This is a genomic window from Candidatus Palauibacter sp. (genome assembly GCF_965216145.1).
In the GTDB taxonomy this organism is placed as follows: domain Bacteria; phylum Gemmatimonadota; class Gemmatimonadetes; order Palauibacterales; family Palauibacteraceae; genus Palauibacter.
Genome location: NZ_OZ244149.1, coordinates 376,772 through 391,886, shown reverse-complemented (window position 1 = coordinate 391,886; position 15,115 = coordinate 376,772). Strand labels below are relative to the sequence as shown.

General features: G+C 67.1%; 9 protein-coding genes and 1 pseudogene. 5 read left to right on the top strand and 5 right to left on the bottom strand.

Features of this window, described 5'->3' with window-relative positions:
- Nucleotides 1-56 precede the first annotated feature (56 nt).
- The 5 genes and pseudogenes from ACOOHF_RS01715 to ACOOHF_RS01695 form a co-directional block, all read right to left on the bottom strand.
- Nucleotides 57-764, bottom strand: a complete 708-nt coding sequence (locus ACOOHF_RS01715; RefSeq protein ID WP_420463125.1) for a hypothetical protein — start codon at nt 762-764, stop codon at nt 57-59.
- Nucleotides 761-1,480, bottom strand: a complete 720-nt coding sequence (locus tag ACOOHF_RS01710) for an ATP-binding cassette domain-containing protein (protein ID WP_420463124.1) — start codon at nt 1,478-1,480, stop codon at nt 761-763. Before ACOOHF_RS01710 ends, ACOOHF_RS01715 begins: the two co-directional genes overlap by 4 nt.
- A gap of 206 nt (nt 1,481-1,686) precedes the next feature.
- On the bottom strand, nt 1,687-2,703 hold the full coding sequence (locus tag ACOOHF_RS01705) for an Ig-like domain-containing protein (RefSeq protein ID WP_420464320.1): 1,017 nt from the start codon (nt 2,701-2,703) through the stop codon (nt 1,687-1,689).
- On the bottom strand, nt 2,693-3,073 hold the full coding sequence (locus ACOOHF_RS01700; protein WP_420463123.1) for an Ig-like domain-containing protein: 381 nt from the start codon (nt 3,071-3,073) through the stop codon (nt 2,693-2,695). The genes ACOOHF_RS01705 and ACOOHF_RS01700 overlap by 11 nt, the downstream gene beginning before the upstream one ends.
- A gap of 322 nt (nt 3,074-3,395) precedes the next feature.
- Nucleotides 3,396-4,322, bottom strand: a pseudogene (locus ACOOHF_RS01695) (leucine-rich repeat domain-containing protein); the annotation flags it as partial.
- A gap of 400 nt (nt 4,323-4,722) precedes the next feature.
- Between ACOOHF_RS01695 and ACOOHF_RS01690 the strand changes: the two are divergent.
- The 5 genes from ACOOHF_RS01690 (at nt 4,723) to ACOOHF_RS01670 (ending at nt 15,095) form a co-directional block, all read left to right on the top strand.
- A complete protein-coding gene (locus tag ACOOHF_RS01690) occupies nt 4,723-5,037 on the top strand; it encodes an ATP-binding protein (protein WP_420463122.1) in 315 nt (104 codons plus the stop codon).
- Nucleotides 5,034-5,267: a helix-turn-helix transcriptional regulator gene (locus ACOOHF_RS01685; RefSeq protein ID WP_420463121.1), complete on the top strand. Its 234-nt coding sequence runs from the start codon at nt 5,034-5,036 to the stop codon at nt 5,265-5,267. Before ACOOHF_RS01690 ends, ACOOHF_RS01685 begins: the two co-directional genes overlap by 4 nt.
- 223 nt (nt 5,268-5,490) lie before the next feature.
- Nucleotides 5,491-5,868: a MobC family plasmid mobilization relaxosome protein gene (locus ACOOHF_RS01680; RefSeq protein ID WP_420463120.1), complete on the top strand. Its 378-nt coding sequence runs from the start codon at nt 5,491-5,493 to the stop codon at nt 5,866-5,868.
- Between the two features lie 1,084 nt (nt 5,869-6,952).
- On the top strand, nt 6,953-11,080 hold the full coding sequence (locus ACOOHF_RS01675) for a leucine-rich repeat domain-containing protein (protein ID WP_420463119.1): 4,128 nt from the start codon (nt 6,953-6,955) through the stop codon (nt 11,078-11,080).
- A 382-nt stretch (nt 11,081-11,462) separates the two neighbouring features.
- On the top strand, nt 11,463-15,095 hold the full coding sequence (locus tag ACOOHF_RS01670; RefSeq protein WP_420463118.1) for a leucine-rich repeat domain-containing protein: 3,633 nt from the start codon (nt 11,463-11,465) through the stop codon (nt 15,093-15,095).
- The last annotated feature ends 20 nt before the right edge of the window (nt 15,096-15,115 follow it).

Here is a 15,115-nt window from a genome sequence, read left to right as displayed (position 1 = left end):
AACCGCGCCCCGCCCAAAGGAAGTGCATCGATGACAACTTCCCGCATTGAGGCGCATTAGAGAGGCTCCTCCGGCCGAGGGGCGTAGCGTGCAACCCCCCGACATGCAAGCAGGAAGGCCGCCGTTGCGGTCGCGGCCACAACTACCGTTGCAGCCGCGGCAACGGCCGCCCCGGCAAAGGGCTGCCCCAGGAACCATCGGAACGATTGACCGGGATCGTCGGGACCGAGCGTGCGAATCACCCAAGGCAGGATGAAGAGTACGCCCGCTACAAGAACCACGAAGGGCCCCGTCATGGCCTTCCGGTCAAAGGCCCACCCTACGGCGATCATGCACCACCCCATCAGGGTCAGCAGGAGCCAGAGGCCTAATGCCAGACCGAAAGGCGCGACCCGTCCCATGAACTGGAGTTCCGCCGGAAGGGGAAGCAGTGCGAATGCGATGCCGCCTGCGATGCACCCAGGAAGGGGTACCAGAGCGCCGGCGACGAACCGGGCCAACACCAACTCCGGCACTGAAGCGGGCAGCGAGAGCAGGAACTCCATCGTACGTTCCACCTTGTCGCGCAGCACGGTCCTGGGGACTTGCAGAGTCGTGGCGGCCGTCCCACCCACGATGCCGGGAAGGATCATTTCTCCTGAGAACGACCCGAGGAGGGCGAGTGCGGCGAGCAGCCCTCCACTAACCAGGTACAGGCGGCTCACTGTGGATCTCAGTCGCCGCACCTCCAAGTGCACCAGAGCCTTAACGTGGCGTGGGTTCATTCGTCACTCAGCAGGCGAAAAAGGACCTCTGACAGGGGCGCACGAGCCGCGCACAAGTCGAGCACCGGACGGTCTTTCACGAGGCGCCCGGAGCGCAACACCAGGACGCGCTCGGCCAGCCAACCCACGTCCTCGAGGATGTGCGTGGAAAACAGGACCAGCCGACGCCGGTCCGAGTCCAGGCTCTCGACGACGGCATCGATGAGGTGCCGGCGCATGACCGGGTCCAGCCCCGCAGTGGGTTCGTCGAGAAGGAGCAGAGGCGGTCGAAAGGCCTCTGCGGAAACGAAGGCAACCTTGGCACGGGTACCGCCGGAGAGGTTCCCCAGAAGCGCGTTCTCAGGGATCTCCAACTTCCGTGTCAGGTCGGCCTCGTACGTTCGATCCCAACCTGCAAAGAACTGGGCCAGGAACGCGAAGTGCTGTCGCACCGTCATCCAATCATACCTCAGAATCTGCTCGGGCATGACGCCAACGTGATTCCTGAGACCCGGCAGTAGCGCGCGGGCCTCCGTACCGCCGAACAGCACCTCCCCCTCGTATTGCGGAAGCCGCCCGGCGAGCGCCCGAAGGATGGTCGTCTTCCCGGCACCGTTGGGGCCCACGAGTGCGACCCGCTCGCCCGCCGCGAGGCGGAGATCGAGCGGTTCAAGCTCGAATAGGGGATACTTCACGGAGAACGAGCGCAGTTCGACGCTGAAGTCTTCGGAGATCATTTTGCGCCAGCACCTGAGGTCATGGGCAACGATACGCGGGAGAAGCGTCTCCCTCGCTACGCGTGCCGACTGATCACGGACCCCCCGACCATCGCGACCCCCCCGCTATCTCCAGGAAGAGTGATCCAACACGTATTCCATGGACGTTCGCGAACGGCTCTCCGGGGAAATCCGCAAGCGGTCCCCCGGGCCGGCAGGGGAGGAGATTAGGGTTTCTCGTCCCATCCCGCACCTGCTACGGGTTCCCTCGTCGCCTCCACGTTCGGCGCTGTCATCAGGTCGGAGAGCATCGCCGCCATGTCCCCGTCGTTGCCCGCGGTGCACCGTTCGAGGATGTTCAGGATCTTCTGTCCAGCGTCGGTGCCGCCCTGGTAGGCCGCCGTCGCGGTCGCAATCGGGAGCGGCCAGACGATGGACACGGCTTGTCGGGCCACCGCAAGGCCGACGATGAAGTCGGTCCGCTGAGCGGCGTCGATACGTGCCGTCCACGTCTCCCAGTGCGGGTACTGGTGGACGGTGACCGTTCGTACCGGTGGGTTCAGCGATACGAGCCATGTCGCTGACACGTTCGACGTGTAGTGCGGCCGCGAGATCGGAACGTTGAGCACGCTCCCCTCCAAACGTCCCCCTCCCGACACGAAATCGAAATCCGCAGACACGAACGTGGGTGTGCAGAGGTTCGCTACGTCGTTGGCGAATGCTCGCCGCTCGTCTCTCGTCCAGGCGCACGCGCCGGACTCGTGGGCCTCACTCTTGGCGATGACGTGCTCGATGTCCGTTTCGCGAGTGTCGCCGAAGTAAACGCCGCGGTACGGCTCGTAGACCCGTCCACCCATCGCGGCGACGACTTCCGCCTCCACCGAAGCCGAGTGCCGGTAGTCGTCCGCGTTGTACGTGGTGCAACGGTCTTCCGGCGCGACCACGATCCCGCGCCACATGTCCGGGGGCGGTACCACGGTGATGGAAGCGGTACCCACAACGTCATCGGTCGCGGCGATGATCGTCGCCGTTCCCTGCGCGAGACCACGTACGAGACCCGTGGTGTCCACATGCGCAACCACCGAATCCCTCGACGTCCAACCGAACGAGGCATCGTCGACGCGGTGATCGTTCTCGTCGAAAGCTGACGCCATGAGTTGCACGGTCTCACCAGCCGCGATGGTCGCGGCATCGGGGGGACACCGTGATCGACTGGAACCATTTGATCGACGGTCAGCCGGGATGACGCGGAGGCGTCACCCGCCGTTCCCGCAACGTCGCCTCTCCCGGTCCGACGGCTGTCACGAGCCCGGTCGCCTCGACGGTTACCACCGCAGCATCCTCGCTCGCCCACTCCACGGTCGCACCGGCGATTGGTCGACCAAGCTGGTCCAGCACTTCCGCCGATAGCTGTACGGTCTGGTCGATGGCGGTCAACGTCTCGGCTTCCGGCGTGATCCTCATCGTCGTGGGCGCGGGTGCGGCCACGTTCACCGCAAAGCTCTGAGCGGCGGAGAGTCCATCGGGCTCGCTCGCCGACACCTCCGGATCCGGCGGGGCTGCCGCGCTTCGCTTGCCCTCCCCCGAAGAGAGGGGCACTCCGTTCGTGTTCATTCCTTCTCCTCGTCCCATCCTTCAACTCTCTGCCTCGCCCTACTCTAAGCATTTTCCCCATTCGTGTCTCGCTCACGTTGGCAGAGAGGGAACCGCAACGACTGCCGTCGAACTCCTCCAATCTCGCCAGCCATGCGTCGAACGCGGAATCCGCCGGGACGCACAGGCCGGTGGCAGCGATTCTCAGGCCAGTGAGCGCGGTCAGCTGCGTGATCTCAACCGGTAACGGCCCCGCCAAGCCGCTGTTGCCGTTCAAGGCGAGTAGTTCGAGGTCCCGGATCTCCCCGAGCTCGGGCGGTACCGCTCCGGCCAGGTCATTGCGGGTAAGATCTAACCACCGGAGATTCTTGAGTTGTCCGAGGCTCGCGGGGATCGGCCCGGTCAACCGATTCCCTCCGAGCATCAGGAACTGAAGACTTGCCAAATCTCCAAGTTCCGAAGGTACCGGTCCCGTCAGTTGATTCCAGGTGAGCTCCAGTACGGTCAGATTCGTGAGATTGCCGAGTTCGGGAGGAATAGAGGACGACAGCTCGTTACCCAGCAAGCTCAGGGCTCTGAGATTGCGGAGATCGCCGAGTTGGCGCGGGATGGATCCCTTCAGCCCAGTAAATTTGAGGCCCAAGACCTCAAGACTGTGGAGGTTGGCGAGAGTCGCCGGGATTGAACCGCCCAAGTGAAACTCAAGCAGCTTCAATTCCTTGAGGTTCACGAGGTTGCCCACTGTGGGAGGGATCGGGCCGGACATGTAGACAGATGCGATGTCCAAGACTTCCAGACTGGAGAGTTCCCCAAGCCAGGTCGGCAGACGCCCGTCGATGGCGGAGACGCCCAACCTCAGGAACTTGAGGTTCGCGAGGTTGCTCAGTTCGCGCGGGAGGACACCGCTAAGCTTGGTATTGTATAGGCTCAATGTCCTCAGATTGGACAATCTGCCGAGCTCTCGTGGAATCGAACCGTCCACAGCCGTATTGTCCAGGTTAAGAATCTCCAGTCTGTGCATAGTGCCGAACGTAGACGGAATCGGACCGTTGAGGTTGACCTGATGCAACTCCAGGACCCTCAGTTCATCCAGCCCGGCAAGCCGAGGCGGAAGGTGCCCACGCAGCGGCCCGATCGTCTGCGGCAGCGACAGCTCCGTTACTCGTCGGTCCGTCGTTGAAACGCCGGCCCAAGTTGACAGCGGTTCGTCGGTCCCCCAGTTGCCGCGGAACAACCACCCAGGACCATCCGTCGCGTGGTAAAGACCCATTAGGATGTCTTGGTCCTTGGATGCCGAGCCCGGGCTGGAAGGAGCCGTTGCTCCCCGGTCGCACGAGAGGACCCATATCAACGATAACAGTGCCAAGAACCGTAGCCGGTTCACTTAATATTCTCCAGCCCGAGGTGCCCGCGGTCGCTGTCGTTGCGCTGTTTGAAGAAAGAATGACATCTTCTGCTGCTGCGTGCAGGGATCCGCAAACGGGAGCCACTTCCATCGGCGGGTGAGAGTAGGAACGCGCACACTGCTTGTCAACGGCGGGCGAAAATGTGATGGGCGGTCAGGGAACTGTTACGCCCGGCGGGAGATGGCGAGGCTCAGAGTGACGGCTCGCGCTTCGTGGTTGGGAACCTCAGCGATTCGGACTGTGATCGCGATCCGATCCACGCCCGTGCGTCAGATCAAGTGGCCGCGCGATCTCGCGGCGAACGTCCTGCAGTACTCGGCGAAGCGTGTCATTCGCCCGTCGAGCCGCTACGAACACGCCTCGACGGTGCTCACCTCCAACAAGGGCTTCGAGGAGTGGGGCCGTATCCTCGGTGACGAAGTCATGGCCGCCGCGCTGCTCGACCGCCTCCTGCACCGCTGCCATATCGTCAACATCCGCGGCAACAGCTACCGCATGCGACGCCACGCCGATCTCTCCAAGGCCATCCACCCCGGCGCCGCCCGCGATGTCTCCACGCCTCGAGCAACCGCCTCATGACCGCCGCACGGTTCGGCGCCACCCTCCCCCGACGTGGGACCTTTTCGATGCCCATTGACACTGGCACGCGCGCCGTGGGCTGGGTCGAGGCGGAGGTGGACGGCTGGATCCGCGAACGGATCGCCGAGAGCCGGTTCCAGGGCTCCGAGCCCGGAGAGTGCGACGAGGGCCGCGCGCGAGATCCCCGAGGCTCGTCGGCGGGGCGGCCCAAGCCGACCCGGTTCGTTTAATCGGCACGCTCAACAGGGACCGAAGACGAGCCGGTCAGCCGCGTCTAAGGTGCGTGAACCAGCCTACGCAGTGTTGAACACTGCGGCTCGGCAAGGGGACGCTGCGCCCCCCTTAGAACCCCCGGCTTGTCGTCCCGCTGCTGCGGGAGCGGACGGGCGCGATGCGCCGCCTCCCCGGACCCCGCTCGCGGTGCCCCCGTGGCTGAGTGGCGCACCGTGATGGTTGCTGCCCGCGTCACACCGGCCGAGCACGCCGCCCTGGCAGGAGAAGGCGGCGGCCGCTGGCGTCTCTCCTTCCGCGCTGCTGCGGCGGGCGATGGCGCGGACGCGGGCGTGGACCGCGCCGGCCCAGGCGATCGAGCGCGAGCCCACCCGTCAGGTCGCGCGCATCGGCAACAACCTGAACCAGCTCGCACGCTGGGCGAACACGCACGCTTCGGCGGCCGAGGCCGTCTCGGGGATGGCCCACTTGGTGTCGTTCGAGCGGTCGCTGCTCGTTGTGGCCCGCTTCGACGGAGACGGCGGCGATGCACATTGGGTTCCTCGCACGCGGCAGACGCTCGGCCGACCCGTTGAAACTCGATCGCTACGGACGCCTTAGTATTGGTCGTGGATCGTGATCGATTGGCCGACCCGCCGTTGGGACTCCGGCGTGGCGGCCATCGTCCGGGCCGCCATGAGAACGCGATTCCGTCTTGGAGGCCGGTCTGCCATCCGACCGAGTTGCGGGCGGAGCACGGCGGCAGCGTCAGGCAACAGGGTGCGCCTAGCCGCAGTCCGTTCGAGAGTGCTCGGCACTCCGACTTGCGGCCGTACCTGAGCGCGCAAACGACATGGGGGTCCGATGCGCACTTCGGCGCTTCTGCGATGCGCACCGGAACCGGCGCGTAGCCGCTGGCGCTATTGCGTCTTGCGCCGGGGCGGCCAGGCCGGCCGGCACCGCGCGGGCGGCACCGACCGTGACGGTAGCGACCCCCCAGTCCGAGGGCCTGGTACGGGTTCGGGGCCAGGTGTGTTTGCGCACACCCGCCCCCGCCCTCCAGGGGTCGCTCCCGATCATCGATCCCTGCGGGAAGGCTCGTCCAATCCGTCGCCGCCAGATCTCCGGCTGGCCACCTCCCCCCGCCCGGCCAAGTCGGCTTGTCCGCTATGAGTTCTGGCGCGAGGTAGGAACAAACCGGCGCGTAAGGCGGCGGTTGAGGCGCGTCAGGCGTCCAGGGCCCCGCTATACGGATAGGCAGCCCGACGCCGTGTCCGTGCTTGAGGACGACTGGGACCGTCTGCCTGACGGCCTTCTGCGACTATCTGGAGGAGCACTGGCGGCACCTGAGGATGACCCACGTGGTAGAGGAGCCCGTTCGCCTCGGTCCGGCTGCGCACGATGGCCGCGAAGCGGTTCAAGCGGGTCGACAACGCCGCGCCGCTGATCTGGCGGCTGCGGTTGGTGGCCGGGAAGCGGTTCAGGAAGCTCACCCGCTCCCCAGTTGCTGGGGGAGGTGTACGAGGGGAGAAGGTTCGAGGACGGTGAGGCCGTCCCCGAAGGTCAGGAGAGGATCGCCGCCTGATGCCTTTTTACACACCTCTTGACCCGACCTCGCACTGGTCGGCTTGCTCCACAGCGGTATCGTGGTCGAAGATCGACGAAGTATCCGCCCACCCTTCCCTGCAAGGTGCATGAGAGAGACTTGGCGAAATCGGGCCTGCGCCAGCGAGTGAATGCCGAAGCCATCAAGGTGGCCGCGGTGCTTGCTGCGGTGGCGGCGTGCGACTCGGGCGAGGCGGTGGCGCCGCCGGTTGTTCCACTTTCGCTGGCGGTCGCGCCGGACTCGGCGGTGCTGACGTACCTCGGGGAGACGGTACGGTTCACGGCGAGGGTGACGGGCGGGACGGGCTCGGAGGCGGGCACGGTGCGGTGGGAGAGCACGGACCGGGCGGTGGTCACGGTGGACGGCTCGGGGCTGGTGACGGCGCGTGGGAACGGGACGGCGGAGGTGCGAGCGTCGCTGGGTGGCGTGAGCGACGCGGCGCCGGTGCGGGTGGCGCAGCGGGCGTCGGGGCTACGGGTGTTCGGCGACGGCCAGCGCGCGCTGCCGGGTCTGTCCCTGCCTTCGATGGTGGGCGTGGCGGTGCGCGATGGCGGGGACCGGCCGGTCGTGGGGGCGGTCGTGCGGTTCGCGGTGACGGCGGGCGGTGGCACGGTGGATCCGGACTCGGCGGTGAGCGACGGTTCCGGTCTTGCCGCGGTGGCGTGGACGGTGGGCGAGACGCTGGGCGAGCAGCGGCTGGTGGCCTCGGTGGTGGACGGACCCGAGGCGGAGATCACGGCGAAGGCGGTGGGTCCGGACTCGGCCGTGGCGGCGGTTGAACTGCAGTCCGGGGGCGGCGAGAGAGTGGGGCTGGGCCAGACGAGGCTGGTGTTGGTTCGGGTGGCTGACGGCGCCGGTCGTCCCGTCGGGGGCGCGCTGGTCAGGTTCTCACCGGGGCCCGAAGGCGGATCGGTTCAACCTGACTCGGTCAGGAGCGACAGTTCGGGCTTGGCGTCGGCGTCTTGGATGCTGGGCCCGGCGGTCGGGGACCACACGCTGGTCGTGTTATCGGGAGAAGCCCGGCTGGATGTGACGGCAACGGCACTGGATCCCGCCTCCACCGTGGCGACGATTGAGGCGCCATCCTGGGGCGGCGAGACGGCTGGAACGGGCCAGCGGATCGAGGTGGAGGTACGGTTAAGGGACGGAGGCGGCCGGTCGGTTGCGGGGGCGTTCGTCACGTTCTTACCGGGGCCCTCCGGTGGATCCGTCAAGCCTGATTCCGCTCGGAGTGATGGCTCCGGGTTCGCATCGTCGGTGTGGACTCTGGGTCCGAACGCGGGGGACTACACGCTCGTCGTGGCATCCGGACGTGCCCGACTAGAGCTTGCGGTGACGGCGGTGGATCCGGACTCGGTGGTCGCGCGTGTCGTCCCGTGGTCGGGGGACAGGCAGTGGGGCATCGTGGGTCATCCGCTACCGGAGTTGGTCGTCGTGCAAACGCTGGACGAAGCCCGCCGCTTGGTCCCGGGAGCATTGGTCACATTCATGCCGGGGCCCGGAAGCGGGTCGGCCGATCCGGATTCAGTGCGAAGCGACAGCTTGGGTCTGGCCTCCACGGTCTGGACGCTGGGCGCGAGCATCGGCGATCAGCGGCTGGCGGCGTCGGTGGCGGGTGGGGCGAGGCTGGACGTGACGGCGGCGGCACGACCGGACGCGGGCGTATGCAGGCGGACGCGGGCGGTCATCGAGGAGTTGCTCGCGAGAACCGGGCTCGCGAGTTGCGCCGACGTCACGCGGGACCACTTGGCTTCGCTCCGAGCCTTGGTTCTTAGCCAGCGGAACATCACGAGCTTGCGGAGTGGCGACTTCGCAGGCCTTCCCGCTCTGCGGTTCTTGCTGCTGAACGAGAACCGTCTCACCGAGTTGCCACCGGACGTCTTTGCCGGCCTGGATTCGTTGACCCAGTTGGACCTGAGCCAAAATCAATTGGAGACGTTGCCGCCGGGTGTGCTGGCCGGTCTGCCCCATCTTTTCGAACTCCGGCTGCGAAATAACCGGTTGACGGAGATACCGCCGGATCTCGCCGGCTTGACCGGACTTGCCCGTCTCGACCTGAGTCTCAACCCGCTAGCGCAGCTACCGTCCTCTCTGTTCGCCGGTTGGACGCGGCTGGAGACTCTCTATCTAACCGACATTGGAATTGAGCAGCTTCCCCCCGAGATCTTCAAGGGTTTGTCCGGCCTCAAGCACCTTGCTTTGGCCCAGAACCGGCTGTCCCGACTGTCCCCGGGCATTTTTGACGATCTCTCGAGCCTGGAGGTTCTGTGGCTGCCGGCAAACCAGTTGACCGAACTGCCGCCGGGCGTGTTCGCGAACCTGCCAAATCTACGGAATCTCTACCTGGCGGAGAACGAGTTGGGTCAGTTGGCCGGGGATGCGTTCTCCGGGTTGTCCCACCTGAGAGGGTTGTACCTGGAGCGGAACGAACTCACAGAGCTGCCTCCGGGCATCTTCAGCGGGCTGTCCAGCCTCCGATTCCTGCGGATGAATGACAATAAACTGGCGGAGTTGCCGCCGGACCTCTTTCGCGGCCTGTCCCGGCTGTACCTGCTGGAACTCAGCGGCAACCCGCTTTCGGAGTTGCCGCTGGATCTCTTCGATGGGCTGGGGAGTCTGGAAACGCTCCGGATGGCACGAGGCAGTCTTTACGAGCTGCCGCCTGGCATCTTTGACGGGTTGAGTAGCCTGACGGAGCTGGATCTGCGGGCCAACGCCCTAACGGTGCTGCCGCCGGGCGTCTTCCTGGGGCTCTCGCACCTCGAGGAGCTGGATCTCTGGGCCAACCCCGGGGCCCCGTTCCCGCTGGGGCTGGAGTTGACGCGTGTTGACGCAGCGGACGTGCTGGCGCCGGGACCGGCGAGCGTGGTGCTGCGTGTACGGGCCGGTGCCCCTCTTCCCCTGCGGATACCGGTGACGCTGCAGGGCGGGACCGCTTCCGGCGAGAGCTTCACGGTGACGGCGGGGGACACGGCGAGCGCGCCGCTGGAGGTGCGCCGGTCTGCGGGGAGTTCGGGACCCACGTACCTGAGTCCGGGGCTGCCGCCGACGTTGTCTCCGGATTTCCGGGGTCTGGATCTGGTCGTCGGGGAACAGATGGTGCTCTTCGCGCCATCGGGGAACCGGACGCCCGTGGTCGCGAAGGGGTTCCCGCTCCATTGGCTGCAGGCGGGGGCCAGGGCGGCGGACGTAGAGCTTGGAGGCCACTTCAGCGATCCCGACGGAGATGCGCTGGCCTACGCGGCGGAGTCCCACGACACGGGGGTGGTGGAAGCGCGGGTGGAGGGTGGGGTGCTGGAACTGGAGCCTCTGTCGGAGGGCTCGACTCTGGTGGAGGTGACGGCCGCCGATCCGGACGGGCTGCGAACAACGCTCGACGTGCCGGTGACGGTGGCGCGGTCGCCCGATCCGGGCGACTTCCATATCGAGTTGATCTTCGGCGAGGGGTTCACGGAAGCGGAAGAGGCGGAGGTCCGGCGCGCCGCGGCGAGGTGGATGGAGTTGATCACGGGTGACCTTCCCGATGTACCGTTTGAGGATACTTTCTGCATGAGAGATCGGGGGCCACGGCTGGCCGGCACGATCGACGATCTGATGATCGAGGTGTCCATCCAGCGGCAGGGCGGGGGCATTCTGGCCTCGGCGGGAACTTGCGGTTACCGGCAAAGCGGTCTGCCGTTCATGGGTGGGCTGCGGTTCAATCGTGACGCCTACCCACCGGACGCGCCGCCGACGGGGCCGAGCAGCATGTATGTCACCGCGCTCCACGAGATCGGGCACGTGCTGGGAATCGGCGGCCGTGGCTGGTACGACCTGCTGCGGGAACCGACGTATGAGGCCCGGCTCGACACGCACTTTCCGGGCCCGCTGGCGGTCGAGGCGTTCAACGAAGCCGGCGGCCGGTCGTACACCGGCGGGAAGGTGCCGGCCGAGAACGACGCCCGGCTCGGGGCCAACTTCCACTGGCGGATGGGCGTGCTGGGCGGCGAACTCATGGTGGCGGCTGGAGGCACCGCCCTGAGCGCGATCACGCTGCAGGCGCTTGCCGATCTGGGGTACGAAGTGGATGTGAGCGGTGCCGATCCCTATGAGTTGTATCAGCCGGACAAGATTCCGACCGCCGACGCGGTGTCGGAGGAAGCATCGTGGTTCGCGGACGACCTCATCAAGGGATCGATCTTCATAGTCGACGAGAACGGCGAGGTCGTGCGGATCATCCGCAACTGAGCCCGGTCACGGTCTTGAGCCCGAGGCGCGCTGCGACTGCCATCGGCAGGCCGCCAACAGTTCCTCCGGGAAGAGGACCCATGTCTCCGGTATTCCGCTCGCGCCGGTGAACGTCTTCGATCGCTGATGTGAGCTGCGGGATGACGTGAAGTCAGTCGATCGGCGATTGGGTCCTGCCCGCGAGATCGCCTGGGTTGATCCATAGCGGGCTGGCGGGCTTCCCCGCCCCCCGCCGCGTGGATGGGCGCGGCTTCTCCGCCTGCCCGCGTGTGAGTTACTCCCGCTGGTGGCATATTGGGGGCAAGAGGGCGCTTCGCCCGCGCAGGACGCGCACCGCGGCGCCATCCATGTCTACTGGGTTACTGAATCGGGGAACCTCCGGATGAAGTTGGGGCCGCACTCGAGAATCAACGGCGCGTCACTCAAGGTGGCGGCGGGGCTCGTGGCCATCGCCGCGTGCGACTCGGGGGAGATGACGGGCCCGGTGCCCGGGGTGCCGGCATCGGTGGCGGTCGCGCCGGACTCGGCGGTGCTGACGTACCTCGGGGAGACAGCGCAGTTCACGGCGCGGGTGACGGACGGCACGGGTGCGTCGGTGGGCGGCGCAGTGCGTTGGGAGAGCACGGACCGGGCGGTCGTGACGGTGGACGGCAGTGGGCTGGTGACGGCTCGGGGCAACGGGACGGCGGAGGTCCGTGCGTCGGTGGGCGGAGCGAGCGACGCGGCGCCGGTGCGGGTGGAGCAGCGGGTGGCGACGCTCAGGGTGTTCGGGGACGGCCAGAGTGCGCTGGCGGGTCTGTCCCTGCCTTCGATGGTGGGCGTGGCGGTGTTCGATGCCGGGGACCGGCCGGTCGTGGGGACGGTCGTGCGGTTCGCGGTGTCGGCGGGCGGGGGCTCGGTGGAACCCGACTCGGCGGTCAGCGACGGCTCGGGAGTGGCGTCGGCCGTGTGGACGCTGGGGGTGGCTCCGGGGGAGCAGCGGCTCGTTGCGTCGGTGCCTGACGGGCCCGAGGAAGCGATCGCGGCGCTGGCGGTGGATCCGAACTTGGCGGTGGCGCGCGTCGTCCCGTGGTCTGGGGACAGGCAGCAGGGTCTGGTGGGTCAGCGGCTCCCGGAGCCGCTCGTGGTGCAGGCGCTGGATGAAGCCGGGCGTCCGGTTCCCGGTGCGCTGGTGAGTTTCACGCCGGAGGCGGGCTCGGGCTCGGCGGACCCTGACTCGGTGCGGAGCGACAGCGCGGGGCTGGCGCGGGCCGAGTGGAGGCTGGGCCCGGCTCCGGGGGAACAGAAATTGGCCGTGTCCGTGGCCGGACAAAGGCTTCTGGAGGTGACGGCGACGGCGCGACCCGACGCCGGAGTGTGCGGCCGGACGCCGGCGGTGATCGAGGGGTTGCTTGAAGAGACAGGCGTGGCGAGTTGCGCGGACGTGACGGACGCCCACCTGGCTTCGGTCTCGGTTCTGATCCTCCGTGACAAGAACATCTCGAGTTTGCGGAGCGGCGACTTCGCAGGCCTCTCCAGGATGGAGTGGTTGTTCCTGCGGGATAACGATCTGCGTGCGTTGCCGCCGGATGTCTTCTCCGGTCTGGACTCGTTGTACTGGCTGAACCTCACGGGCAACGAACTGGAGGCGTTGCCCCGCGGCATACTCACCAGCCTCCCGAGTCTGACGCGGCTTTACTTGGGCGAGAATCGGCTGACCGAGATACGGTCCCACTTGGTGGGCCTGACCGGCTTGGAAGAACTCGCTCTGAGTTCCAACCCATTGACGGACGTGCCCCTCGACCTATTGGCTGGCATGGAGCGGTTGCAACGTCTGACCCTGTACAATGTCGGCCTGGACGAACTCCCGTCCGGGACGTTCGCGGGTCTGTCCGAGTTGTGGTTCCTGAACATCGGCGCAAACCGGCTGCGGCGGTTACCCGCGGGGATCTTCAGCGACCTCTCCAGCTTGGAGTTCCTGTCGCTCGTCCAAAACCAGCTGACGGAACTGCCGCCCGGCGTGTTCGCGGGACTGGGCGAGCTTCGCAAGCTCTACCTGCCGGAGAACGAACTGACCGGGCTGGACGCGAGTGTCTTCGCCGGGCTGTCGAACCTTGACCTGCTGCACCTCTACGACAACAACCTGACCGAGCTGCCACCGGACATCTTCTCCGGCCTGTCCAGCCTGTCGCACCTTCGGCTGGAGGCCAACCAGCTCTCGGACTTGCCGACGGGACTCTTCGACGGCGTGCCGCGTCTCGGCTACCTCGACCTGAGCGGTAACGAGCTCACGACGCTTCCGGCGGGGGTCTTCGCGGGGTTGGGGGAGCTGGTGACGCTGAGGTTGGTACAAAACAACCTGTCTGAATTGCCGCCCGGTCTCTTCGCCGGGTTGGGGGCCTTGGAGACGTTGTCGCTGCAGGTGAACGGCCTGTCGACCCTCCCGCAGGGCGTCTTCCAAGGGTTGGGGAGTCTGGCGGAGTTGGTACTTGTGGACAACGACCTGACGGCGTTGCCGCGGGGCGTGTTCTCGGGGCTCTCCAGCCTTGAACGCCTGGACCTGCGCGTGAACCCGGGCGCCCCGTTCCCAGTGAAGCTGGAGCTGGGGCGGACGGACGCCGCCGACGCGCTGGCGCCGGGGCCCGCGAGCGTGGTGCTGCGCGTGCCGAGCGGCGTGCTGCGGTCCATCGAGATGCCGGTGACGGTGCAGGGCGGGACGGTCTCGGTCGACCGTGTGACCGTGAGCGCGGGGGATACCGTGAGCGCGGCGCTGACGGTCAGCCGTTCGGGGACCGCGGGCCCGGTGCACGTGGGCCTGGGGCTGCCGCCTGCGTTCCCGATCGGGGTAAGGGGTCTCGAGTACGTCGTCGGGGAGGAGATGGTGCTATTCGCTCCGGCGGTGAACCGCTCGCCGACCGTCACGAGCGCGGTACCGGTGTACTGGCTGCAGGCGGGGGTGGAGACGGCGGAGGTGGAGATGGCCGGGCACTTTGACGATCCCGACGGGGACTTGCTGTCCTACACGGCGGTGTCGAGCGACGCGGGAGTGGTGGCCGCGCGGGTGGAGGGGGGGGTACTGGAGTTGCAGCCACTCGCGGAGGGCTCGGCGTGGGTGGCGGTGGCGGCGGAGGACCCGGGCGGACTCCGGGCCTCGCTCAGCGTCCCGGTGACGGTGGCGCGTGCGCCCGACCCGGAGGGCTACCAGATCGACCTGATTTTCTGGGAGGGGACCACCGAGGCGGAGCGGTTCACGGAGGCGGAGAAGGCGTCGCTGCGCCGGGCGGCGGCGCGGTGGGAGGAGGTGGTGACGGGCGACCTGCCGGATGTTCCCGTAGATGTGGAATACTGTCTTGACCCGGGCCGGATCGTCGGCACGATCGACGATGTCGTGATCAACGTGTCCATCTCGGACGCGGGGCGCATCAACAGTATCGGCCAGGCGGGGCGCTGCGCGATCCGTGAGTCCGGGCTTGCGCTCATGGGGGTCCTCTGGCTCAATCGCAACTACTATGGGCCGGACGCGCCGGAGGCGGGGCCCAACAGCATGTACCAGGTCGCGCTGCACGAGATGGGGCACGTTCTGGGGATCGGGTCGAACAAGTGGGGTGACATGCTGCGGGAGAAGACGCGGGACCGCGACGTGCCTCTCGACACGCACTTTCCGGGGCCGCTGGCGGTGGAGGCGTTCAACGAGGCGGGCGGGCGGCCGTACACGGGCGGGAAGGTGCCGGTCGACAACGGCGTCTCCTCGGGAGGACTCAACGTCCACTGGCGCTACGACGTGCTGCGCGGCGAACTGATGGGCCCGAGGGGGGGCAGCGCGCTGAGCGCGATCACGGTGCAGGCGCTGGCGGATCTGGGGCATGCAGTGGACGCGAGCCGGGCCGACCCCTATGAGCTCCCCGCGGCGGATGCGGCCCCGGCTGCGGATGTGGCGGGAGCGGAGGCGGAATCGCCCTTCGCGGGTGACGTGCTCAAAGGCCCGGTCATCGTGGTCGACGTGAACGGCAGGGTGGTGCGGGTCATCCGCAACTGAGTCCGAGCACACCGTGTCGC

Coding starts and splice junctions, on each gene's coding strand:
- ACOOHF_RS01710 (WP_420463124.1), bottom strand. CDS start 1,480: ATGATCTCCGAAGACTTCAGCGTCGAACTGCGCTCGTTCTCCGTGAAG.
- ACOOHF_RS01670 (WP_420463118.1), top strand. CDS start 11,463: ATGAAGTTGGGGCCGCACTCGAGAATCAACGGCGCGTCACTCAAGGTG.
- ACOOHF_RS01685 (WP_420463121.1), top strand. CDS start 5,034: ATGACCGCCGCACGGTTCGGCGCCACCCTCCCCCGACGTGGGACCTTT.
- ACOOHF_RS01715 (WP_420463125.1), bottom strand. CDS start 764: ATGAACCCACGCCACGTTAAGGCTCTGGTGCACTTGGAGGTGCGGCGA.
- ACOOHF_RS01700 (WP_420463123.1), bottom strand. CDS start 3,073: ATGAACACGAACGGAGTGCCCCTCTCTTCGGGGGAGGGCAAGCGAAGC.